This window comes from Vulcaniibacterium thermophilum, from assembly GCF_007923255.1.
In the GTDB taxonomy this organism is placed as follows: domain Bacteria; phylum Pseudomonadota; class Gammaproteobacteria; order Xanthomonadales; family Xanthomonadaceae; genus Lysobacter_F; species Lysobacter_F thermophilum.
On the sequence record NZ_VOHJ01000016.1, the window covers coordinates 38,596 to 61,066 of the forward strand.

24 protein-coding genes are annotated in these 22,471 nt (G+C 70.9%); 10 read left to right on the forward strand and 14 right to left on the reverse strand.

What is annotated here, in order from left to right:
- Positions 1–24: 24 nt before the first annotated feature.
- The 3 genes from FQY64_RS08240 to FQY64_RS08250 form a co-directional block, all read right to left on the reverse strand.
- Positions 25–525 (reverse strand): methylated-DNA--[protein]-cysteine S-methyltransferase, encoded by a 501-nt coding sequence (locus FQY64_RS08240; RefSeq protein ID WP_146473766.1) that lies wholly within the window; start codon positions 523–525, stop codon positions 25–27.
- Positions 522–2,018: an AlkA N-terminal domain-containing protein gene (locus FQY64_RS08245; RefSeq protein ID WP_146473768.1), complete on the reverse strand. Its 1,497-nt coding sequence runs from the start codon at positions 2,016–2,018 to the stop codon at positions 522–524. Before FQY64_RS08245 ends, FQY64_RS08240 begins: the two co-directional genes overlap by 4 nt.
- A 310-nt stretch (positions 2,019–2,328) precedes the next feature.
- Positions 2,329–3,570, reverse strand: coding sequence for an alkaline phosphatase family protein (locus FQY64_RS08250; protein WP_146473770.1), 1,242 nt, complete (start codon positions 3,568–3,570; stop codon positions 2,329–2,331).
- Positions 3,571–3,713: 143 nt separating this feature from the next.
- Between FQY64_RS08250 and FQY64_RS08255 the strand changes: the two genes are divergently transcribed.
- The 4 genes from FQY64_RS08255 (at position 3,714) to FQY64_RS08270 (ending at position 7,848) form a co-directional block, all read left to right on the forward strand.
- Positions 3,714–4,250, forward strand: a complete 537-nt coding sequence (locus FQY64_RS08255; RefSeq protein WP_146473772.1) for a YybH family protein — start codon at positions 3,714–3,716, stop codon at positions 4,248–4,250.
- 101 nt (positions 4,251–4,351) lie between these two features.
- Positions 4,352–4,666, forward strand: coding sequence for a hypothetical protein (locus FQY64_RS08260; protein WP_146473773.1), 315 nt, complete (start codon positions 4,352–4,354; stop codon positions 4,664–4,666).
- A gap of 293 nt (positions 4,667–4,959) precedes the next feature.
- The gene (gene hutU, locus FQY64_RS08265) at positions 4,960–6,636 is read left to right on the forward strand and encodes a urocanate hydratase (protein ID WP_146473775.1); all 1,677 of its coding nucleotides are present in this window, start codon (positions 4,960–4,962) and stop codon (positions 6,634–6,636) included.
- Between the two features lie 66 nt (positions 6,637–6,702).
- Positions 6,703–7,848, forward strand: a complete 1,146-nt coding sequence (locus FQY64_RS08270) for an AAA family ATPase (RefSeq protein ID WP_146473778.1) — start codon at positions 6,703–6,705, stop codon at positions 7,846–7,848.
- A 68-nt stretch (positions 7,849–7,916) separates the two neighbouring features.
- On the opposite strand, the gene FQY64_RS15180 is transcribed toward FQY64_RS08270, so the two are convergent.
- Positions 7,917–8,045: a hypothetical protein gene (locus FQY64_RS15180; RefSeq protein ID WP_268245300.1), complete on the reverse strand. Its 129-nt coding sequence runs from the start codon at positions 8,043–8,045 to the stop codon at positions 7,917–7,919.
- Between the two features lie 577 nt (positions 8,046–8,622).
- Between FQY64_RS15180 and FQY64_RS08275 the strand changes: the two genes are divergently transcribed.
- Entirely contained in the window at positions 8,623–9,225 is a 603-nt protein-coding gene (locus FQY64_RS08275) for an REP-associated tyrosine transposase (protein WP_229814899.1), read from the forward strand.
- A 295-nt stretch (positions 9,226–9,520) separates the two neighbouring features.
- On the opposite strand, the gene FQY64_RS08285 is transcribed toward FQY64_RS08275, so the two are convergent.
- Positions 9,521–9,997, reverse strand: coding sequence for a VOC family protein (locus FQY64_RS08285; protein ID WP_146473780.1), 477 nt, complete (start codon positions 9,995–9,997; stop codon positions 9,521–9,523).
- A 151-nt stretch (positions 9,998–10,148) separates the two neighbouring features.
- Between FQY64_RS08285 and FQY64_RS08290 the strand changes: the two genes are divergently transcribed.
- A complete protein-coding gene (locus tag FQY64_RS08290; protein WP_146473782.1) occupies positions 10,149–11,195 on the forward strand; it encodes a hypothetical protein in 1,047 nt (348 codons plus the stop codon).
- Here FQY64_RS08290 and FQY64_RS08295 read toward each other — a convergent pair.
- The 4 genes from FQY64_RS08295 to FQY64_RS08310 all read right to left on the reverse strand — a co-directional run bounded on the left by FQY64_RS08295 (position 11,171) and on the right by FQY64_RS08310 (position 14,875).
- A complete protein-coding gene (locus FQY64_RS08295; protein WP_222431769.1) occupies positions 11,171–11,365 on the reverse strand; it encodes a hypothetical protein in 195 nt (64 codons plus the stop codon). The genes FQY64_RS08290 and FQY64_RS08295 overlap by 25 nt on opposite strands.
- Positions 11,338–12,258: a Crp/Fnr family transcriptional regulator gene (locus tag FQY64_RS08300; protein WP_222431770.1), complete on the reverse strand. Its 921-nt coding sequence runs from the start codon at positions 12,256–12,258 to the stop codon at positions 11,338–11,340. The genes FQY64_RS08295 and FQY64_RS08300 overlap by 28 nt, the downstream gene beginning before the upstream one ends.
- A 303-nt stretch (positions 12,259–12,561) precedes the next feature.
- Entirely contained in the window at positions 12,562–12,966 is a 405-nt protein-coding gene (locus tag FQY64_RS08305; protein ID WP_146473786.1) for a response regulator, read from the reverse strand.
- Positions 12,959–14,875 carry a PAS domain-containing sensor histidine kinase gene (locus FQY64_RS08310; protein ID WP_146473788.1) on the reverse strand — a complete coding sequence of 639 codons (1,917 nt, stop codon included), beginning with the start codon at positions 14,873–14,875 and terminating at the stop codon, positions 12,959–12,961. The genes FQY64_RS08305 and FQY64_RS08310 overlap by 8 nt, the downstream gene beginning before the upstream one ends.
- 251 nt (positions 14,876–15,126) lie before the next feature.
- Between FQY64_RS08310 and FQY64_RS08315 the strand changes: the two genes are divergently transcribed.
- On the forward strand, positions 15,127–16,569 hold the full coding sequence (locus FQY64_RS08315; RefSeq protein WP_146473790.1) for an MATE family efflux transporter: 1,443 nt from the start codon (positions 15,127–15,129) through the stop codon (positions 16,567–16,569).
- Positions 16,570–16,614: 45 nt separating this feature from the next.
- Here FQY64_RS08315 and FQY64_RS08320 read toward each other — a convergent pair whose 3' ends face one another.
- Together FQY64_RS08320 and FQY64_RS08325 are read right to left on the reverse strand one after the other, a co-directional pair.
- Positions 16,615–17,667 carry an NAD(P)-dependent alcohol dehydrogenase gene (locus FQY64_RS08320; protein ID WP_146473792.1) on the reverse strand — a complete coding sequence of 351 codons (1,053 nt, stop codon included), beginning with the start codon at positions 17,665–17,667 and terminating at the stop codon, positions 16,615–16,617.
- 124 nt (positions 17,668–17,791) lie between these two features.
- The gene (locus FQY64_RS08325; protein ID WP_146473794.1) at positions 17,792–18,151 is read right to left on the reverse strand and encodes a DUF1428 domain-containing protein; all 360 of its coding nucleotides are present in this window, start codon (positions 18,149–18,151) and stop codon (positions 17,792–17,794) included.
- A 151-nt stretch (positions 18,152–18,302) separates the two neighbouring features.
- Between FQY64_RS08325 and upp the strand changes: the two genes are divergently transcribed.
- The 3 genes from upp (at position 18,303) to FQY64_RS08340 (ending at position 20,090) form a co-directional block, all read left to right on the forward strand.
- Positions 18,303–18,935, forward strand: a complete 633-nt coding sequence (gene upp, locus FQY64_RS08330; RefSeq protein ID WP_146473796.1) for a uracil phosphoribosyltransferase — start codon at positions 18,303–18,305, stop codon at positions 18,933–18,935.
- Positions 18,936–19,016: 81 nt separating this feature from the next.
- Positions 19,017–19,319, forward strand: a complete 303-nt coding sequence (locus FQY64_RS08335; RefSeq protein WP_146473798.1) for a hypothetical protein — start codon at positions 19,017–19,019, stop codon at positions 19,317–19,319.
- A gap of 99 nt (positions 19,320–19,418) precedes the next feature.
- Complete coding sequence (locus FQY64_RS08340) at positions 19,419–20,090, forward strand: GNAT family N-acetyltransferase (RefSeq protein WP_146473800.1); 672 nt, start codon at positions 19,419–19,421, stop codon at positions 20,088–20,090.
- A gap of 10 nt (positions 20,091–20,100) precedes the next feature.
- Here FQY64_RS08340 and FQY64_RS08345 read toward each other — a convergent pair whose 3' ends face one another.
- Genes FQY64_RS08345 through FQY64_RS08355 form a run of 3 tightly spaced genes read right to left on the reverse strand, consistent with a single transcriptional unit; the run spans position 20,101 to position 22,339 of the window.
- Positions 20,101–21,288: an App1 family protein phosphatidate phosphatase gene (locus FQY64_RS08345; protein ID WP_146473802.1), complete on the reverse strand. Its 1,188-nt coding sequence runs from the start codon at positions 21,286–21,288 to the stop codon at positions 20,101–20,103.
- Positions 21,289–21,344: 56 nt separating this feature from the next.
- Positions 21,345–21,971: a LysE family translocator gene (locus tag FQY64_RS08350; RefSeq protein WP_186760895.1), complete on the reverse strand. Its 627-nt coding sequence runs from the start codon at positions 21,969–21,971 to the stop codon at positions 21,345–21,347.
- Positions 21,968–22,339, reverse strand: a complete 372-nt coding sequence (locus tag FQY64_RS08355; protein WP_146473819.1) for a thioredoxin domain-containing protein — start codon at positions 22,337–22,339, stop codon at positions 21,968–21,970. The genes FQY64_RS08350 and FQY64_RS08355 overlap by 4 nt, the downstream gene beginning before the upstream one ends.
- Positions 22,340–22,471: the final 132 nt, after the last annotated feature.

Genomic DNA, 22,471 nt, shown 5'->3' on the forward strand with positions numbered 1-22,471 from the left:
GCGACGCTCGCGTGTGTGCCTGGTTCACCCGAACAGGCCCGCCGCGCGCGGCAGCGCGCCTTCCAGTTCGAGCAGGAAACGCTTCACCGGCAACCCGCCGCCGAAGCCGGTGAGGCTGCCGTCGCTGCCGATCACGCGATGGCACGGCAACACGATCGGCAGCGGGTTGCGGCCGTTCGCGGCGCCGACCGCGCGCGTGGCGCTGGGCCGTCCGACCGCCTGCGCGAGCCGCGCGTAGCTCCACGTCTCGCCGTAGCCGATCCGCGCCAGCGTGCGCCACACCTGCACCTGGAACGGCGTGCCCTGCGGCGCGAGCGGCAGCTCGAACGCGCGGCGCGCGCCGGCGAAGTATTCGCGCAACTGCGCTTCCGCCGCGTCCAGCAGGGGATGATCGCCCTCGCGCCAGTCGGCGCCGCGCCGGTGCGCATGGCGCGGCGCGTCGAACTCGATCAGGCGCAGGCCGTCGTCGCCTGCGGCCAGCAGCAGCGGGCCGACCGGGCTTGCGAGCGTGCGGTGGACGATCATGCCGGGCTCCGCTTGCGGTCGCGTTGCAGCAGCGTGTTCTGGCGCCAGAGCTGGATCACCGCATACGCGCGCCACGGCCGCCACTCCGCCGCTTCCGCTTCCGCCGCGCGCGCGGTGCCGCCGAGCGCGCGCTTGAGCACCAGATCGTCGGCCGGAAACGCGTCCGGATGGCCGAGCGCGCGCAGCGCCATGTAGTGCGCGGTCCACGGCCCGATCCCGGGTAGCGCCACCCAGCGCGCGACGAAGTCCTCCAGCGTGCGCTCGGCACGGAAATCGGCGCGCCCCTCCAGCAACGCGCGGGCGACCTCGCGCACGGTGGCGGCGCGCGTGCGGGTGAGGCCGATCGCGGTGAGATCGGCATCGGCCAGCGTGTCCGGCGTGGCGAACAGATGCGTGAGGCCGGGCGCGAAGGCGGACGGAAGGCGCGCGCCGAAACGCTCGGCGATGCGCGCGGCGAACGTGCGCGCGGCCGGTACGCTGACCTGCTGTCCGAGGATCGCGCGCACGGCGATCTCGAAGCCGTCCCAGCCGCTCGGGATGCGCAGTCCCGGTCGCCGCCGCACCAGCGCGCGCAGCGTCGGATGCACCGACAGCGCATCGCCGATCGCATGCGGATCGGCGTCCAGATCGAACATGCGCCGCACGCGGTTCACGGTGTCGAGCAGACGCACGGCGGGTACGCCATGCAGTTCCAGCCGCAATGCCGGCTCCTCGCCCGGCCATGCGCTCACCCGCAGCCAGCCGGGCGCGTCGCTGCTGCCGATCGCGCGCAGATAGGCATCGCCGGAGACATGCTCCACGCCGGGCAGCGCGCGGCCGTGCAGGAAGTCGAGCATCGCCGCGAAGTCGTACGGCGGCCGGTAGCCGAGGCGCAGCGTCAGCGTATCGCCGCTCGCGGCAGGTTCGCGCTTGCGCAGATCGCGCGGCGCCATGCGGTAGGCCGCCTGGAACGCATCGTTGAAGCGCCGCACGCTGCCGAACCCCGCCGCCAGCGCGATCGCGGTGATCGGCAGCGCGGTTTCGGTAAGAAGCTGCTTGGCGAACAGCAGGCGTCGCGTGCCGTGCACCTGGCTCGGCGCGGCGCCGAGATGCTCGACGAACAGCCGGCGCAGATGGCGCTCGCCCACGTGCAGTTGCGCGGCCAGCGAAGCCAGCGGCTTCTCCGCCAGCGCGCCGGCGTCGATCAGCGCCAGCGCGCGCGCCACGATCGCATCGCCGCGCCGCCAGCTTCCGTTTTCCGGCGACAGTTCCGGGCGGCAGCGCAGGCACGGCCGGAACCCCGCCGCTTCCGCGGCGGCGGCGTTCGCGAAGTAGACGACGTTCGCGGCCTTCGGCGCCGGTGCCGGGCAGACCGGGCGGCAGTAGATGCCGGTGCTGGTGACCGCGGTGAAGAAGCGTCCGTCGAAACGCGCATCGCGGCTCAGCCGCGCCTGTTCGCACACCCGCGGATCGGGCAGGGCGAGCGGGGCATCGGGCTGCAGCGCGGCATTCATGGGGGCAGGCTAGCACCGCCCGTTCGCGCGGACTGGCCGGATTCGGACATCGATGCGGGGCGCCGCCGCTGCGTGAAGACCCGCTGCGCCGGAACCATGGGAACGTGTCGGGTTGGACGTCGGGGCAGTGCCGGAGCCACCGCGCATCGTTCCCGCGATCCTTCGGCAGGCTCAGGTCCCTCCACAGGCTCAGGATGAGCGAAGCGACGGGAACCCACGGACTTCGTACCGCGCAGCTTCGGCTGGCCTCCTCACGCCCATGCGGCCAGAGGCAGCAAGCGCAGGCGCCTCATCCGCGAAGGCCGCCCGCTCAGCCGTTGTCCGCCAGCGCCGGCAGCAGCGGCGCGATCGATCCATCGTTCGGCGCTTCGCGCACCCCCAGCAGCCGCGCCAGCAACGGATACACGTGCACGTTGTCGAACGCCGGCAGCACCGCGCCGCGGCGGAACGCGGGTCCGTGCGCGACGAACAGCGCGCGCATCGACGGCAGCGCCGGGTCGTAGCCGTGCGAACCGCGCGTGCGGTTCGGCCGCCGCGCGATCGCCTCGCGCGGTTTCGCGTCCCAGCCTTCGTCCATCTGGCAGACGATGGCCGGCACGCGCGGATGGCGGCCGTAATGCCAGCGCGCCGGCAGCTCGTGCTTGCGCCAACACTGGTAATGCGCGTGGCGGCCGAGCAGTCGCCGTTCCGCCGCCGCCTCGCGGCCGGGGCGCGGCGCGAAACCCACCGACTGGCCGTCGGTCACCGGCTCGGCGTCCTCGAACGACACCATGTCCTCCAGCGCCACCACCTGACCCGGCGGGACGGCGGCCATGCCGTGGTCCGACACGATCACCAGATTCACCGCATCCAGCTGCCCGCGTGCGCGCAGCGTGTCGGCCAACCGGCCGATCGCGCGGTCCAGCCGGGCCAGCATCGCGTGCGCTTCGTGCGAATCCGGGCCGAACTCGTGCGCGGTCTTGTCGAGCTGCTCGAAATACAGCGTCACCAGCCGTGGCCGCGTCGCTTCCGGCTCGGCCAGCCAGCCGAGCACGCGGTCGACGCGGACGTCGATCGGCACGTCATAGCTGAACTCGTACCACCGCTGCGGCTGCACACCGCCGATCTTCGCCTCGCTGCCGGGCCAGAACATGGTCGCGGTGGGCATGCCGGCCTTCTCCGCGGCGACCCAGATCGGCTCGCCGCCCCACCAGGCGGCATTCGCCACCGCCTCGCGATCGTGCAGCGAAAAGCGCCCCAACTGCGGGTCGCGCATGGTGTTCTGCACCAGCCCGTGGCGGTCCGGACGCAGTCCGGTCACCAGCGTGTAGTGGTTGGGGAACGTCAGCGACGGATACGACGGCGTCATCCCCTGCGCGCGCACGCCGGCGCGGGCGAGGCGGTACAGGTGGGGCGTCCGCTCCGGCGTGAGGTCATCGGCGCGGAAGCCGTCCACCGAGATCAGCACGACCGGCACGCGGGCGGCCGGCGACGGGCGGGGCGTCGCGGTCGAGCAGGCGACGAGCAGGCAGGCGAGCAGAGCGGCGAAGGCCGCAGCGATCGATCGGGACATGCCCGGATGATAGCCAGCCGGGTCGACGCCGGCTTTGCATCGCGCGGCCGCTGCGCTCGGGCCAACGCGCCGCGGCGTGACTTCCGGCCCTGCCTGCCGCAGCCGCGCGCGCCAACACTGCGGATCCGCTCCGGAGTCCCGCCATGTCCGTCCGCCTTGCCCTCGCGCTCGTCCTGTCCGCGATCGCCGCGCCCGCCGCGGCGCAGCAGGCCGCGCCGCCGCCGAAGCTCACCGCCGAGGAATGCGCGGTGTGGGCGCGCGAACTCGGCTTCGCCCGCGCACTCGCCGAGCACGACGCCGCCGCGTTCGCCGGACACCTGCACGAAGGCGCCGCGTTCGGCGTCAAGCAGCCGCAGCCGCAGCGCGGCCGCGAGGCGATCGCCCTCGCGTGGGCTCCGCTGATCGAAGGCAAGACCATCCGGCTGGAGTGGTACCCGACCATGGTCGTGATCGGCGGCGAGCCGGACATCGCCATGTCCACCGGGCCCGCGCTCTACGAGGACCTGCGCCCCGGCGCCAACCCGCGCTACCGGCTGGGCGGTTTCCAGTCGGTCTGGAAGCGCGGCGAGGACGGCGTCTGGCGCGTGCTGTTCGACGATGGCCCCCGCCCGCAGCCGGCCGACGAGGCCGCCGCCGCCGCGTTCCGCGCCCACCGCCGTGAGGCCTGCCCGCAAGGCTGACGACGTCCTGAACCGCCGCGCATCCGCCCGCGTGCGGGCCCATGCGCGCGCGCAACGGCGGGTGTACGGTGGCCGCGCGAATCCCGCCCGAGGTGACGACCATGACCCGCCCGCTTCCGCATCTTCTCGTGCTTGCGCTGGGCCTTGCGGCCGCGTCCGCCGCGGTCGCGGCCGAGCCGCCCGAGCCCGCCGCCGCGCCCGAGGCCGAAGCCGGGCGCGCGGTCGAACAGGACCGCGACGTCGACCGCAATTGCCTGCGCCACACCGGCTCGCTGCTGCTGCACAGCCGCCGCGCGCGCGCTGAGAAGCGCTGCGCGCCCGCGTTCGGCCGCGTCTACACCCAGGACGATCTGCGCATGACCGGCGCGGTGGACATCGCCGACGCGCTGCGACGGCTCGATCCGGCGATCCGCTGAGCACGCCGCAGAAGCTCCGCTCTGCCGAGCGTCGAGCCTGTCGAAGGGGCGAGGAGCGGGCGGCCACCGCTGCCGCCCGTCCACCGTTCGCGCCGAGCCCGTCGACGGGCGAACCCCGCGACTTCTCACCCGCTCGCCCTCGGCTGGCCGAAGGGCGAATCCCACGATCCCGCACGCCACCCGTGGTTCGACGGGAAGGGCCCTGCTCCTCCTCGTCCACCCCCGGGGCCCACCACACCCCCGCGCCCGCGGCGATAATCGCGGCATCCCCTTTGCAGCACAGGACCGAGCCGATGCCCACCCGCGTCGACCCCTCCCGCGTCATCCGCGCGCCGCGCGGCGCCGAAAGGACCTGCAAGTCGTGGCTCACCGAAGCCGCGTATCGCATGATCCAGAACAACCTCGACCCCGAGGTCGCCGAGAACCCGGCCGAGCTCGTGGTCTACGGCGGCATCGGCCGCGCCGCGCGCGACTGGGAATGCTTCGACGCCATCCTGAAGTCGCTGCGCGAGTTGAACGACGACGAGACGCTGCTGATCCAGTCCGGCAAGCCGGTCGGCATCTTCCCCACGCACCCCGACGCGCCGCGCGTGCTGCTGGCCAACTCCAACCTGGTGCCGCACTGGGCCACCTGGGAGCACTTCAACGAGCTCGACCGCAAGGGCCTGATGATGTACGGCCAGATGACCGCGGGCTCGTGGATCTACATCGGCTCGCAGGGCATCGTGCAGGGCACCTACGAGACGTTCGTCGAGATGGGCCGCCAGCATTACGGCGGCGATCTCACCGGCAGGTGGATCCTCACCGCGGGCCTCGGCGGCATGGGCGGCGCGCAGCCGCTGGCCGCGTCGCTCGCCGGCGCGTGCAGCCTCACCATCGAATGCCAGCAGAGCCGCATCGACTTCCGCCTGCGCACGCGCTACGTCGACGAGCAGGCCACCGACCTCGACGACGCGCTCGCGCGCATCGCCAAGTACACGAAGGCGGGGCAGGCCAAGTCGATCGCGCTGCTCGGCAACGCCGCCGAAGTGCTGCCGGAACTCGTGCGCCGCGGCGTGCGCCCGGATGCGGTCACCGACCAGACCAGCGCGCACGATCCCGTGCATGGCTACCTGCCGGTCGGCTGGACGGTGGAGCAGTGGCTCGCCGAGCAGAAGGCGAACCCCGAGCGCGTGCGCGATGCCGCCAAGCGGTCGATGCGCGTGCACGTCGAAGCCATGCTCGCGTTCAAGGCGATGGGCGTGCCGGTGTTCGACTACGGCAACAACATCCGCCAGATGGCGTTCGACGAAGGCTGCCGCAACGCGTTCGACTTCCCCGGCTTCGTGCCCGCCTACGTGCGCCCGCTGTTCTGCCGCGGCATCGGCCCGTTCCGCTGGGTCGCGCTGTCCGGCGATCCGGAGGACATCTACAGGACCGACGCCAAGGTGAAGGAGCTGATCCCCGACGATCCGCACCTGCACCGCTGGCTCGACATGGCGCGCGAGCGCATCGCGTTCCAGGGCCTGCCCGCGCGCATCTGCTGGGTCGGCCTCGGCCAGCGCCACAAGCTCGCGCTCGCGTTCAACGAGATGGTGCGCAACGGCGAACTGAAGGCGCCCATCGTGATCGGCCGCGACCACCTCGATTCCGGCAGCGTCGCCTCGCCGAACCGCGAGACCGAGGCGATGAAGGACGGCTCGGATGCGGTCAGCGACTGGCCGCTGCTCAACGCCATGCTCAACGTCGCCGGCGGGGCGACGTGGGTGAGCCTGCACCACGGCGGTGGCGTCGGCATGGGCTACAGCCAGCACAGCGGCGTGGTCATCGTCTGCGACGGCAGCGACGCCGCCGACCGCCGTCTTGCGCGCGTGCTGTGGAACGACCCCGGCACCGGCGTGATGCGGCACGCCGATGCGGGCTACGAGATCGCGCAGCGGTGCGCGAAAGAGCAGGGGCTGAAGTTGCCGATGATCGAGGTTGACGGATAAGACGCACTCCGCGCATCCCGCAATATATGGTATGACCGCTTAATTCGCCGGCTACCTGAGGTCGACATGTACATCTCTCGCTTCCGATTGCGCAACTGGAAGAATTTTCAATCTGTCGATACTCGTCTAGGTGGGCGCGCGTTCGTCATTGGTCCCAACGCTTCCGGAAAATCGAACCTCCTGGATGGGTTTCGTTTTCTGCGTGATGTCGCTCGCGACGGCTTGAAAAAGGCCGTAGATGATCAGCGTGGCGGCATTTCGGCCATCCGGTGCTTGGCCGCGCGTAGGCACAGCCATATCGAGCTTCTGGTTGAGCTGCGGGAGGCTCCTTCCGCGGATGGTCCGCCTGACTGGGAATATGAGCTCGTCGTTAATCAGGACAATAACAAGCGGCCGCAGGTTATCCGCGAGGTTGTGCGTAAGGGGGGGGCGCCAGTTCTCATGCGCCCGGACGAATCGGATGAGGCGGATCCCCAGCGTCGAACTCAAACTGCGCTGGAGCAGATTTCATTAAACAAAGAATTTCGTGCGGTCGCCGAATTCTTTGACTCCATATCGTATCAGCATCTGCTTCCGCAGGTTGTGCGTGATCCCCGTAGTTTTACCTCGGGGGTTGTTTCTAATGATCCGTTCGGCCGGGATTTTTTGCTTCGAATATTGCAGACGCGCGCGGACATCAGGAAGTCTCGTTTGGAAAAGATCAGGCGTGCGCTCGCCGTAGCGGTACCGCAGTTGGTCGATTTGGATGCCGAGATGGACAAATCGGGCGTCCCACACCTTTGGGGTGCCTATGAGCACTGGCGCCCTAACGCGGCGCGCCAGAACGAGAGTCAATTTTCCGACGGTACTCTCCGACTTCTCGGGTTGCTTTGGTCTATGTTTGAGGGTGGCGGTCCGCTCTTGTTGGAAGAGCCAGAAATCTCACTCCATCCTGATGTGGTGCGACAGATTCCTCGGCTCTTCGACAAGATTCAGAGAGAGCGAAAGATTGCGCGGCAACTGATCGTCTCTACTCACTCGGAGGACCTGCTTTCGGACCCTTCGATTGCTTTGGAGGAGATTGTGCTCCTCGTGCCCTCTGCGGAGGGTACGGAGATCGTGACGCCGACGGGTGCGGACTTTGCCGCGGTTAAATCGGGCCTCCGCCCCGCGGATGTCATGCTTCCGAAAGCTGCACCGAAGTCGGTCGAGCAGCTCACGCTTGCGTTTTAGCCATGGAAGTCGAGCTGCTGGTCGAGGGATACACAGACGAAGTATTTATGCGGCATTGTCTTGCTGCGTTAGGTCTTCGGGTCGGCGTTGTATACGGAAAGCGTGGTATCGCCTATGTGCGCGAACGCGCCCAGGGGTTTTGTGCGCGCGGGCATTACACGCCAATTTTGGTGCTTGCCGATCTTGTCGATATGCATGCCCCATGTCCGGCGGTGGCTCGGAGCCTTCTGGCGTCATCAATCCCGCATCTCGCGATGATTAGGTTTGCGGTACCAGAGGTCGAGTCCTGGCTTCTCGCCTCTCGGTCTGAACTTGCCGCCTATCTACGAGTCTCGATTTCACGGGTGCCAACTGCTCCGGACGAGCTACAAGACGCTAAACAGGTGCTTGTGAATTTGGCACGCGGCAGTACTAGTGGCCGCATTCGGGATATGTTCGTCCCTCGGCCTAATTCGAGTGCATCGGTAGGGTCCGGTTACGTTGAAGGCTTCTGTGAGTTTATGGCTCACCACTGGCGGCTGAGCTCGGCGCTTGCGACATCGCCTAGCCTTGCTCGTCTTGTTGAAAGGGTGAGGGAGCGGTTCGGTTCTTCGCCAGTGCACTAAGGGCGACGCATGCGCCGCACGCTCGCGCGGGCTACCACCGCGCGGCCTCGATAGCCCGGTTGGCGCTGATAACGCGCGTAAGGCGGGTTGAAACCCGCCCTACGTCACGTGGGCCACCGGAGGTAGGGCGGGTCTTGACCCGCCGTTGGCGAGCGGGGTGTTGTCCGACGTGCGGCTGCGGGATCGGCCGATGGCGTCTGGCGGACACACGTTCCACGCTCGCGTCATGCCGAATTACCGACGCGTCCGGGTGCCGGGCGGTACCTACTTCTTCACCGTCAATCTGCTGGAGCGCCACCGGCGCCTGCTGGTCGAGCACATCGACGTGCTGCGCCTGGCGTTTGCCGAGGCGCGTGCGGCGCGGCCGTTCTTCGTGGTCGCCGCGGTGGTGCTGCCCGACCATCTGCATTGCGTCTGGACGTTGCCGCCGGGGGATGCCGACAACGCGACCCGCTGGCGACACATCAAGACCGCGTTCGCCCGCGCGTTGCCACCCGCCGAGCGGCGTTCGCCGCGTCGCGTGGCGAAGGGCGAGCGGGGCGTGTGGCAGCGACGCTATTGGGAGCATTTGATCCGCGACGAGCGGGATCTCGCCGCGCATGTCGATTACGTGCACTTCAACCCGGTCAAGCATGGGCACGCCGCCTGCGCGGCTGCGTGGCCGTATTCGAGCGTGCATCGGTATGTGGCGCGTGGCGATCTCGCGGCCGACTGGGGAGTGGCTGGCGAGGCGGCCGGTGACGGGGGCGAGCGGGGCGCGCATGGGCGGTAAGGCGGGTCAAGACCCGCCCTACCGCCGCTGGGAGTGGCTGGCGAGGCGGCCGGTGGCGGGGGCGAGCGGGGCGCGCATGGGCGGTAAGGCGGGTCAAGACCCGCCCTACCGCCGTCGGGGAGTGGCTGGCGAGGCGGCCGGTGGCGGGGGCGAACGGGCGCGCGGGGGCGTGCGTGAGGCGGGTCAAGACCCGCCCTACCGCCGTCGGGGAGTGGTTGGCGAGGCGGCCGGTCGCGGGGGCGAGCGGGGCGCGCATGGGCGGTAAGGCGGGTCAAGACCCGCCCTACTCCCGGCCTCACCCGCGCCGGGCGGCCTCGATGGCGGCGATGTCGATCTTGCGCATCTGCATCATCGCTTCGAACGCGCGCTTGGCGGCGGCCGGGTCGGGGTCGGCGATGGCGGCGGTGAGCGCGCGCGGGGTGATCTGCCAGGAGATGCCCCAGCGGTCCTTGCACCAGCCGCAGGCGCTTTCCTCGCCGCCGTTGCCGACGATGGCGTTCCACAGGCGGTCGGTTTCGGCCTGGTCGTCGGTCGCCACCTGGAACGAGAACGCCTCGCTGTGCCGGAACGCCGGGCCGCCGTTGAGGCCCAGGCAGGGAAGGCCCATCACGGTGAACTCGACGGTGAGCACGTCGCCCTGCTTGCCGGAGGGGTAGTCGCCGGGGGCGCGGTGGACCGCGTGCACGGCGCTGTCGGGGAAGGTCTGTGCGTAGAAGGTGGCGGCGTCCAGCGCGGTGCCGTCGTACCACAGGCAGATGCGGTTCTTGTCCATCGGGTTCTCCTTCGGTTGGGGTGACTGCTCCCTGCGACGAACGGGCGGGGCGGAAATCGACGCCGCGTTCGGGCGACGGGCGGTCGCCGCCGTTGCGACGCTCCCCGCTCCGCCGGCATCTCCGTGCGCATCGTTCACGACGGGAGCCGTCATGGCCGCAGCGACAGGACAGGAACGCGCGCGCCGGGTGCGCGGCTGGGGCATGGTGCTGGCGCTGATGGCGGCGGTGGCGCAGGCGCAGTCGCCGATGGAACGGGACGACCGCACGGTCGAGCGGCTGCGCGCCGAAGGCGTCCGGCACGAGTCCGGCCAAGTGGTGCTGTGGACGCTGCCCGGCGAGATGCCGGCGGAACGCGCGCAGGCGCTGGCACAAACGCTGGACCGCACCGCAGCGGCGGTGTCGGCGCTCCTGGGCCGCCGGCTGGATACCGCGCACTACGCCGACGACCGGCTGCACGTGTTCGTCGCTTCCGGCATCGGTGCCTCGCACGTGTACGCCGGATACGACCACATGGCGCACGACCGGCCGTATCTGTTCTTCGACCTGCGCAAGGTCCGGCGCGGCGACGCGCCGTTCGCGCACGAGCTGGCCCACGTGCTGGTGTGGCGCTTCGGCTCGCATTCGCTGCGCGAGGGGCTGGCGACGTACGTCGAGCTGGAACTGGCCGCGCGCGGCGAAGCCTCGGCCTCGGGGCTGTTCGGCATGCACGATGCGGACAGCGCGGAGTCGCGCGCGGCGGCGATCGCGCGCAGCGATGCGGGGTTGCGCGTGCTGCCCTGGATCGGGCGCAACGGGCACGCCGACGCGGCGGTCACCTCGCTCGAGGACGAATCCTCGCGCGAGGCGTACTACGTGCTGTCGCAGTCGTTCGTCCGTTATCTGGTGACGTCGCTCGGCCTTGCCACCGTGCTCGACGTGCATGCGGATGCCGACCCGGAAGCCGCGCTGCGTGCGCGCAGCGGAAAGCCGCTGGAGGCATGGCGCGAGGCGTGGTGGTCGGCGCTTCGCGCGTCGCGTGGCCGACCCCGGTCGCGTCGGCGGGTCTTGACCCGCCGCGCGGGGCGTTGGGCTTCGCCTTCGGCTCAGCCCAACCTACGCATTCGACCCCGTCGCGTCGGGCGGGTCCTGACCCGCCGCGGGGGCGTTGGGCTTCGCCTTCGGCTCAGCCCAACCTACGAGCTCGATCCCGTCGCGTAGGACGGGTCCTGACCCGCCGCGGTGCCCTGCGCGTCGGACGCGGGTTGCAGCAGGCGGGCGACCTCGTCGGCGCTCAGCAGCGCGTAGTCGTGCGCGTCGAGCTCGGGCGCCAGGCGCGCCCAATGCCGGGCGTGGCCATCGCTCAACCGCAGCCGGCGCAGGAAGCGCATCGGGCCGAGCCGGCGTTCGAGCTCGACCGCCGGCTGCAGGCAATCCGGCACGGCGACGTATACGCCCGACCGTGCGCGATACAACGCGAGGTCCATTCCACGCCTCTTCGCCGAGGGGTAGGGCACGTTAGGACGCCGCAGGCGCGCCTTCCGTGCGGAACCCCACACAGCGCTAGTCGGCAACCGTGCCGAGCAGGCGCTCGTACTCGCGGTGCAGGATCGAATAGCACTCGCAACTGCGTCCGGCGAGCGCATCGCGGTCGAGCAGACGGATGCGGCCGGCGGCTGCAGCGCAGCGCGCCCGCGCCCTGCAGGCGCCGCGCGATCTCCGAGATGCCTTCGCGGCGCACCCCCAGCAGGTTGGCGATCGCTTCCTGGGTGAGCCGCAGCTCCTCGCCCGGCACGCGGTCGAACGCCAGCAGCAGCCACTTGCTGAACTGCCGCTCGAGCGAGTGGTGGCGGTTGCAGATCACCGCCTGCGCCATCTGCGACAGCATCAGTTGCGTGTAGCGCAGGATCATCAACTGGAACGCGCCGCCGCGTTGGAACTCGCGCTGCACCACGTCGTCCTTCAGCACGTAGCCCTCGCCGGCGATCTGCACTTCGCCGCGCGTGGGCGTGCTGGTCGAGTCCACCAGCACCGACACGCCGACCACGCCTTCGTTGCCGACCATCGCGATCTCGCCGGTGGTGCCGTCCTCCATCACGTACAGCAGCGAGACCACGCCGCTGCAGGGAAAATAGATGTGGCTGTTGCGCAGGTCGGATGCGTACAGCACCTTGCCGACCGGCAATTCGATCCGTTGCAGATGGGGCTGCAGCCGCGCGCGGACGTCGGCGGGCAGGCGGTCAAGCAGACGGTTGCTGGATCTCCACCTCGGAGATGAGGCCATGCGCGGCAGCGCTCCCTGTCGAACGGATCATTCTCGGTCGCAGGGTCAGGGACGTATGTACGCAAGCGCACATAGGGCGGTGGTTCCGCGTGGCCGTGGGGCGTCGCCCCCAGCAGGCCCCTCCGAATGATGGGTAGGAGGGCTGGGGCAGCCTGCGCGCTTGGTGCGACGATTGCAAGCGGTGGCGCGTGAAGAGTGATCGCCGAGGGCCGGTTCCGTCTTCGCTGTGCGTCGTCACGCGTTGCCGATGACCCGTGGAGGAGCGGCTTCAGCCGCGCCCGATGGTCGCGGCCGCAGCCGCGCCTACGAGGGGTGGGCGGTGGAGGAGGTGTCGCCGCGCGTCTGCAGCAGCGGCATCAGTTGCGCCATCTCCACCGGCTTCTCGCAGCGGGGGATGTCGCCGAACTCGGCCGGTAGCGCCCAGGCGTCGTAGCCGGTGGCGAACACCACCGGCACGCCGCGGCGGCGCAGTTCCTCGACCACCGGGAACACCACGCCGCCCTGCAGGTTGACGTCGAGCACCGCGCCGTCGAGCGAGCCGTCGGCGCGCGCGAGCGCGAGCGCGGCTTCGACCGTGGGCGCCGGGCCGATCACGTCGGCGCCTTCCTCCTGCAGCCTTCGGCACAGCTCGCTGGCCATCAGGTATTCGTCCTCGGCCACCAGGATGTGGCGTCCGTGCAGGGACTGCGAGGGCGTGCGGTCAGGCATGCGGCGGCTCCGGTCGACGTTCCGAGATCGGCAGGGTGATCGTGCAGCAGACGCCTTCGCCGTCGAGCCGGTACGTCACCTGTGCGCCGAGCTGGTAGGGCAGGGCGCGTTCGATCAGTTCACGACCGTAGCCGAGGCGGCGCGACGGCGGCGCGAGCGGCACCCCGCCTTCGCGCCAGACCACGCGCAGGCGCGGCTTGCCGTCCGGGCCGTCGATCACGTCCCAGGTCACCTCCAGCCAACCCTCGGGGCGCGACAGGCCGCCGTACTTGAGCGCGTTGGTCGCCAGCTCGTGCAGCGCCAGCGCGAAGGTCTGGATGGTCGAGGAGCGCAGCGGGATGCCGTCCGGTCCGGACAGGCGGATGCGCGGGCCGGGGCCGTCGCCGACGCCGTGGCCCGACAGTTCGGTGCGCAGCAGATCGTCGAAGCAGATCCGCTGGCCCTCGTCCAGCCGTGACAGCAGGCTGTTGACGCGCGCCAGTGCGGCGAGGCGGTCGCGGAAACGATCGCCGAAGTCCTCCAGCGATGTGCTGCTGGCCAGAGTGCGGTCGGCGATCGAGCGGATCACCGCGATCAGGTTGCGGGTGCGGTGCTGCAGCTCGCTCACCAGCACGTTCAGGCGCGCCGAGGTCTCCCTCTGTTCGGTGACGTCCTTGGCGAATCCGGCGATGCGCTGCACGCGGCCGCTGGCGTCCAGCAGCGGGAAGTCGGTGTTCTCGATCCAGCGGGTGTGGCCGTCCGGCATCTGCAACCGGAACTCGTGGCGGACCGGTTCGCCGTGGCGCACGCGCTCGACCGCGGCCATCGCCGCGCGCCTGTCGTCGGGATGGATGAGGTCGGACCATTCGCCCACGCCTTCGCCGAGCTGCTGCTCGCGCGGGCGCTCGTAGACCTGCTCGAACGCCGGGCTGAGGTATTCCATGCGCAGGCTCGGCGCGTCGCGGATCCACAGCACATCGGGCGATGCCTCGGCGAACTGGCGGAAGCGCTGCTCGCTCAGCCGCAGCGCCTCCTCGGCCTGCCGGCGCGCGGTGATGTCCTTGGCGGTGCCCAGCCACTCCACGATCCGGCCCTGCTGGTCGTAGATCGGCAGCGCGCGCGAGGACACCCAGCGCACGCTGCCGTCCGGTCGGCGCACGCGGTGCTCGAACTCGAACATCGAGCGGGTGGCGAGCGCCTGCCGGATGCGCTCGCGCATCGGCTCGCGGTCCTCGGGATGGATGAAGCGCGCCATCCAGTCCTCCAGCGGCGCCGGGGTGTAGTGCAGCAGATCGGGGCTGTCGGCTTCGCCGGCCGACCAGTCGGGGCTCATGCGGAAGATGACGTCGGAACTGGCGGCCACGAACGCGCGGTAGCGCTCTTCGCTGGTATGGAGGGCTTCCTCGGTGCGGCGGATCTTCTCCAGCGGCGTGGTCTCCACCGCCGTCAGCAGCACGCCGCCGATCTCGCCGTCGTCGTCGCGCACCGGGCCGTAGCCGAGTCGGAACCAGGCCTCCTCGGGCCCACCGTCGCGCTCGATGGTCAGCTTCTGGCTGTCGAACGCGTACGACTCGCCGCGCTGCAGGACACCTTCCAGCAGCGGCGCGTCGAAATGCCACGCCTCGGGCCAGCAGTCGCGCATCGGCTGTCCCAGTCCGGCGGGGTGCCTGCGTCCCATCAGCGCGCGGTAGCCGTCGTTGTAGATCTGCACCAGCGCCGGGCCCCACAGCAGGCTCATCGGCACCGGCGCGGCCACGACCTCGGCGGCGACCGTGCGCAGGCTGCAGGACCAGGCGTGGATCGGGCCGAGCGGCGTGGCGTCCCAGTCCCTCGCGCGGCACAGCGCGGCGAGCTCGCTTTCGCCCCCGAACAGCCGCACGGCGAGCGCGCTGTCGTCGGCGTCCGCGGGGGTGGGGCGGGGGCTGTTCATGCGGGCGCGCCGGTCCCCGGCGGTGCCAGGGCGATGGCGCCAGCCTAGGCGGCGGCATTGGCGACGGGCGTCAAAGCGGCCGTGCGACCGGGTGCGCGCCGTCGCTTGCGGGTCTGCGACGGACGCGGGCGGGGCGCGGCCCGCCGGGACGCGGCGTTGTCGATCCGGCGCCGGCCCGTTCGTCGAAAAGGCACACGCGCGCGGCGAGGCCGCCGCGTACTCTCCACCGCCGCCGCACAGGGAACCGACCGATGAGCCAGGACACGCCCCCTTCCACCCTCGATGCCGCCGCGGCGCCCGCGGTGCCGGCCGGCCCGCTCTGGCGCGAGCTGCGCGACGCGCTGCGCGGCACCAACGCCGACTACACCAAGATCCCGTTGCGGCGGGCGGTGTTCCTGCTCGCGGTGCCGATGGTGCTCGAACTGGTGCTGGAATCCACCTTCGCGGTGGTCGACATCTTCTTCGTCGCCAGGCTGGGACCGTCGGCGGTGGCCACGGTCGGGCTCACCGAAAGCATGCTGTTCCTGCTGTACGCGATCGGCATCGGCCTTGCGATGGCGGTGACGGCGGTGGTGGCGCGGCGCATCGGCGAGGGCAAGCGCGAGGAGGCCGCGATCACCGCGGTGCAGGCGATCCTGGTGGCGCTGCTGGTGTCGGTGCCGTTCGCGATCGCCGGCATGGTGTTCGCGCAGGATCTGCTGCGGCTGATGGGCGCGGACGCGTGGAGCGTCGCCCACGGCTATCCCTACATGCAGTGGATGCTGGGCGCCAACGCCGTGATCATGTTGCTGTTCGTGATCAACGCGATCTTCCGCGGCGCCGGCGATGCCGCGATCGCGATGCGCGTGCTGTGGCTGGCCAACGGCCTCAACATCGTGCTGTGTCCGCTGCTGATCTTCGGCATCGGGCCGTTCCCGGAGATGGGCATCGAGGGCGCGGCGCTGGCCACCGTGATCGGCCGCGGCACCGGTGTGCTCTACCAACTGTGGGTGCTGTTCAAGGGCGGCCAGCACATCCGCGTGGCCGCCTCGCAGTTGCGCGTGCACGGCGCCATCCTGTGGAACATCGTGCGCACCTCGCTCGGCGGCGTCGGCCAGATGATCGTGGCGATGACCTCGTGGATCTTCCTGATGCGCATCCTCGCCAGCGTCGGCAGCGAGGCGGTCGCGGGCGCCACCATCGCGATGCGGCTGATGATGTTCACGCTGATGCCGGCCTGGGGCATGTCCAACGCCGCCGCCACGCTGGTGGGCCAGAACCTCGGTGCCGGCGAACCGGCGCGCGCCGAGGCCTCGGTGTGGCGGATCGGCTGGTACAACATGGCCTTCACGGTGCTGATCTCGGTCGTGTTCTTCTTCTTCCACGACGCGCTGATCGGCCTGTTCACGCAGGAGCCGCGGGTGATCGCCATCGGCGGCGAGTGGCTGCGCATCCTGTCGTACTCGTACTTCGTGTACGGCTGGTGGATGGTCGCGGTGCAGGCGTTCAACGGCGCCGGCGACACCGTCACGCCCACCAAGATCAACCTGGTGTTCTTCTGGCTGATCCAGATCCCGCTGTCCTATCTGCTGGCCATCTCGTTGGACTGGCAGCACACCGGCGTGTTCTGGGCGGTGTTCGTCTCGGAGACGGCGGTGGGCCTGTTCACCCTGTGGCTGTTCTCGCGCGGCGGCTGGAAGTCGGTGAAGGTGTAGACGCGCGGGCGCGGGCGGCACGCGCCGCCCGCGACGGTGCGCGGATCAGGCGGCGAGCGTCGCGGCGTCGATCACGAAGCGGTATTTGACGTCGCTGCGCAGCATCCGTTCGTAGGCCTCGTTGATCTGCCCGGCGGCGATCAGTTCGATGTCGGCGACGATGCCGTGTTCGGCGCAGAAGTCGAGCATCTCCTGGGTCTCGCGGATGCCGCCGATCAGCGAACCGGCGATCGAGCGGCGGCCGAACACCAGCGTGGCCACCGACGGGCTCGGGTGCGGATGCTCGGGCACGCCGACCAGGCACAGCGTGCCGTCGCGCCCGAGCAGCGCGGTGAACGCATCGAGATCGTGGCTGGCGGCGACGGTGTCGAGGATGAAGTCGAAGCTGCGCGCGTGGCGCGCCATCGCCGCGGCGTCGCGCGAGACGACGGCCTCGTGGGCGCCCAGCGCGTGCGCGTCCTGGCGCTTGTGTTCGGACGTGGTGAACGCGACCACGTGCGCGCCCATCGCGCGCGCCAGCTTGATGCCCATGTGGCCCAGCCCGCCGATGCCGACGATGCCGACCTTCCGGCCCGGGCCGACCTTCCAGTGGCGCAGCGGCGAGTACGTGGTGATGCCCGCGCACAGCAGCGGCGCGACCGCGGCGAGCTGCGCGGCGGGGTGGCGGATACGCAGCACGAAGCGCTCGTCGACGACGATGCGCTGCGAGTAGCCGCCCAGCGTATGGCCGGGCGGGTCGGCGGTGCGGCCGTTGTAGGTGCCGACGAAGCCGTTCTCGCAGTACTGCTCGAGCCCTTCCGCGCACGACGGGCAGCGCCGGCAACTGTCGACCATGCAGCCGACGCCGACCGCGTCGCCCACCTCGAACCCGGTCACCTCGGCGCCGACCGCGCTGACGTGGCCGACGATCTCGTGCCCCGGCACGCACGGATAGCGCGTGCCCGCCCACTCGGAACGCACGGTGTGCAGATCGGAATGGCAGATGCCGCAGTAGGCGATCTCGATCTGCACATCGCGCGGGCCGGGCGCGCGGCGTTCGATGTCCAGCGGTTGCAGCGGCTTGTCGGCGGCGTGCGCGCCGTAGGCTTTGATCGGCATCGGACAGCCCCTGTGGACGGAAGACGCGGGCGCGTCGGAACGCGCGCCGCCTCCGATGATACCCACGGACGCCTTTGCGCGGCGTGTCCGGATCGCCGTCGTGGTGCCGACGCGGTCGCGCCGCCTACCGCCGCAGTTCCAGGATCGGTACGAACCCGCCGTAGATCAGCCGGCGGCCGTCGTAGGGCATCGGATTGTTCTCCGGCGCCATGCGCGGATCGTCCATCACCCGGCGCATGCCCTCGTCGCGCGTGGCCTTGTCCGGCCATTCGATCCACGAGAACACCACCGTCTCCTCGGCGCTCGCCTGCACGGCGCGGTGGAAGTCGGTCAGCCTTCCGTGGGGCACGTCGTCGCCCCAGCATTCGAGCACCCGGGTGGCGCCGTATTCGAGGAATACCGCATCGCCGGCGCGGGCGTGCTCGAGGAAGGCGTCCTTGTTGGCGGTCGGCACCGCCAGAACGAAGCCGTCGACGTAGGGCATGGCCGTATCTCCGTGTGAGGAAGGGGCGAAGGCGCCGCGCCGCGGCGCATTCGTGCAGACGACGAACGACCGGGGGCCGGATCGACAGCGGCGGTGCCCGCGGCCGACGGATGGGCCACACTGGGCGGCAGTCCACGCCGTCGCCACCCTCATGAAGATCGTCGAAGTCCGTCATCCGCTGGTGCAGCACAAGCTCGGCCTGATGCGCCGCGCCGACAACAGCACCAAGACCTTCCGCGAGCTGGCCGCCGAGGTCGCGATGCTGCTGACCTACGAGGCGACCGCGGACCTGCCGACCGAGGAGGTCGAACTGCCGGGCTGGGCCGGGCCGGTGCGGGCGCGCCGCATCAAGGGCCGCAAGGTGACCCTGGTGCCGATCCTGCGCGCGGGCCTGGGCATGCTGCCGGGCGTGCTGGAGCTGATCCCCGCCGCCAAGGTGAGCGTGGTCGGCCTGCAGCGCGACGAGGCGACCCTGGCGGCGCACGCCTACTACGAGAAGCTCGCCGGCCACATGGCCGATCGCACCGCACTGATCCTCGACCCGATGCTCGCCACCGGCGGCACGCTGATCGCCACCATCGACATGCTCAAGGCCGCCGGCGCCGCGCGGATCAAGGCGCTGTGCCTGGTCGCCGCGCCCGAGGGCCTGCGCGCGGTGGAGCGCGCGCACGCCGACGTGGAGATCTTCACCGCCGCGATCGACGAGCGGCTGGATGAGCGCGGCTACATCCTGCCGGGCCTGGGCGATGCCGGCGACCGCATCTTCGGCACCCGCGCCGAATAGGGGCGGCCACGCGGTCTTCGCGGCCGCTTAACCGCGAGGTCCCAATGCTCCCGCGATCCGTTTCACAGGAGGTTGCGGCGCATGGCCAAGCGCGCGTCCGATCCCCGCAGCACCAGCGACCGTCTGCTGGCGCTGCGCGACACCCTGCCGGACCTGATCGCCGAACGGCCCGATCCGCGGCTGCACAGCCTGACGCGGCGCACCGCCGAAGGCCTGTTCGCCGATGTGCAGGACGAGGAGGAACGGGCCCAGTGCCTGCGCGCGTTCGCCGAGTTCGGTATCGCGCTGGGCGTGCCCGCCACCCTGGTGCGCGACGCGCTGGAGCTGTCCGGCGCGCCGCGGCGGCCGCGCAAGGCGCCGCTGAGGGCGGGCGGTGGCGAATAGCCGGCGAGGCCGCGCGGCGGACCGCGCGCAGGTGAGATCGGACGCGGATTCGGGTTGAATGCGGCATCCGCGCCCTCGCGGCGCGTCTGCGCGACCGCCATGCACGTGCTCGACAACCCGATCTGGGCCTCGCTCGCCAGCCGCCACCGCGAGCTCGCCGCGCGCGAGGGCGCGGCCGCGCGCTATCCGGCCGACGTGGCGCCGTTCGCCGGCGTCGAAGCGGACACGGTGCCGGCGGCCGCGCTCGATGCGTTGCTGGCGCCGGGCGAGTCGCTGTATCTGCTCGGCACCGCACCGGTCGATGCGGCGCCCGCGCGGCTGGCGTTCGAGGCGCAGCTCGCGCAGATGGTGTGCGAGGCGCCGATCGCGCCGCCGGAAGGGCCGCTGCCCGAAATCGTGCCGCTCGGCGAGGCGCAGCGCGCGGACGTGCTCGCGCTCACCGCGCGGGTGTATCCGCATTACTTCCGCCCGCGCACGATGGCGCTCGGGCGCTACTTCGGCATCTATCGCGACGGGCAGCTCGCGGCGATGATCGGCGAGCGCATGGGGATGGACGGCTGGCAGGAGATCAGCGCGGTCTGCACCCACCCGGACCACCTCGGCCGCGGCTACGCGCGCCATCTGCTCGCCTGGCTGACCAACGACAATCTCGCGCGCGGACGCCTCGCGTTCCTGCACGTGAGCCACGCCAACACGCGCGCCAAGACGCTGTACGCGCAATGCGGCTACCGGCTGCGGCGCGACATCCCGTTCTGGCGCTACCGCGCGTAGCCGCGGCGCGCTACTCCGGCTTCGCCTGCACGCCCTCCGCCGCCGCCTCGCCGAGCGTGGGGCGCGCGCGGTCGCGTTGCACTTCGGCCTCGATCGCCGGCAGCGCGGCGTGGTCGATCAGGCCCAGATCGGCCGCGTGGCGGGCGATCGCGTGGCTGTCGGCCACGCGCAGCATCGGCACCCGCGTGCCGGCGACGCGCTCGATCCAGGCGTCCACGCCCTGGTCGTACGGGCTGTCGGCGTGCGGGTCGACGTCGCGGATGTAGATCGCGGCGATGCGGTCGCCGAACTCCTGCGCGGCCTGCGCGTACAGCTCGGCGTCGGCCTGCCCCGAATCGCCGAGCAGCACCCAGCGAAGCTGCGGCATGCGCGCGATCAGCTCGCGCGCGCGTTCGAGCTTGTGGCCGTGTCCCGGCGTCTTGATGAACTTGCCGGTGTCGGTGCCCAGATCGCGCAGATGGATCGGCCCGAACGGGATGCCGTTGAGCTCGAGGAAATCGTCGAGCAGGTCGTACAGGTTCCACGGCGAGCTGGACACGTAGAAGATCGGATTGCGCCCCGCGCCGTCGGCGCCCGCCTGCAGCGCCTGGTACAGCTTCGCCACCCCGAGCAGCGGTTTGCGCGTGCGCGCGTTGTGCAGGAAGGTGAGCTGCGCGGCGGTCTTCCAGTCGGTGATGCTGCTCTGCAGGACGGTGTCGTCAATGTCGGAGATGATCCCGATCCGTGCCGACGGATGGATCTGCAGCACCGGCTGCGGCGTCAGCAGCGTGCCGTCGGCGAGCGAGACGGTGGCGTTGTCCCACAGCGTGTCGGCGGCGGGCGCGGACGGCCGCAGCGCGACGCGGTAATAGCCCTCGTGGTCGGTCACCGTTTCCGCGGCGGCGTCGCGGAAGCGCACGGTCAGGCGCGCGCCGGGCACCTCGTCGCTTTCGAAGCGGCGGTAGGTCTCCAGCAGGTTGTCCCACCAACCGTCGTCCTCCTGCGGTCCGCCGCGCGGCCGGTCCGCCAGCACGCGGCCGAACAGCTCCACGCCCTCACCGTCGGCGAACGCGCGGTAGGCGGCTATGTAGCGCGGGCGGCGCCAGCCCAGGCGCGAGGCGAGCCGGTGGTAGGCGCGATCGTACAGATCGTCGGCGTCGACGATGAGCGAGTGCAGATAGCGCGTGACGTGCGCGGGCCAGCGGGGCGATGCGGACATGGCGAAGCCGGACGGGGGCCAGACGCCAGTCTGGGCTCGACCGTGTGGCGCCGGCGTCAGCCGCGCTGCTGCAGCGCCAGCCGCACGCCGAGGCCGACGAAGAACGCGCCCAGCACGCGTTCCTTCCAGCGCGAGGCCGACAGCCGCACGCGCCGCCCCAGCCGGCCGACCGCCACGCTCAGCAGCGCGCTGTGGGCGAAGCCGATCATCGACAGCAGCAGACCCAGCAGCAGGAACTGCAGCCACACCCGGCCGCGCTCGGGACGCACGAACTGCGGCAGGAAGGCGAGGAAGAACAGCGCGACCTTGGGATTCAGCAGGCCGGTGAGCACCGAGCGCAGGAACACGGGCCGGGCGTCGCCGCGCGGCGCAGGGCCGACCGCTCCGTCCGGCCTCGCGCGCCACGTGCGCAGACCGAGCCAGACCAGGTACGCCGCGCCCGCGTACTTCACCACCTCGAACGCCAGCGCCGAGGTCGCCAGCACCGCCGACAGCCCCGCGCCCGCGGCCGCGGCGTGCAGCAGCGTGGCCGTCTCCAGGCCCAGGCCGGCGCGCAGTCCGCGCGCGGTCCCGCCCACCGCCGCCTGCGCCACGATCCACGCCGTTCCGGGGCCCGGCACCAGCACCAGCACGGTGGCGGCGGCGAGGTAGGCCAGCAGCGTGGAGGCGTCGAAAAGATTCACGCCGCCTCCGCGCGGATGCGCTCGATGGCCGCCACGAACGGCGCGGTGCCCGGCCAGGGGCTGATGCGGCCGAGCTTCCTGCGCCCGCGGAACACGAAGAACGCCGGAATGCCGTGCAGGCCGAAGCGGGTGGCCATGGTCGGGTCCTCGTACACGTTGTCGTGCAGCCACTCGACGTCGGGCCACAGGAAGCGATCGGGCGTGAGCAGCATCTGGCCCTTGGCGATGTCGCAGTTCGGGCAGTCGCGTCCCCACAGGAACAGGATGCGCAGCGCGCCGTCGTCGGCCAGCACGCCGTCGAGTTCCGCATCGCGCACGCGGCGCATGGGAAAGCGGTCGAAGAACTGCGGGTGGGCGGTGTCGGTCATCCGGGCAGGGTATGCCATCGCCGTCGTCGCCGCGTGGCGGTGGAGTTCCTGGCCGAACGCCGACGCCGCGGGCGTGGGCCGGAGGTGGGAGGGGCAAGCGGTTGCCCATGCGTGGCGGGATGTTCCCCGAAC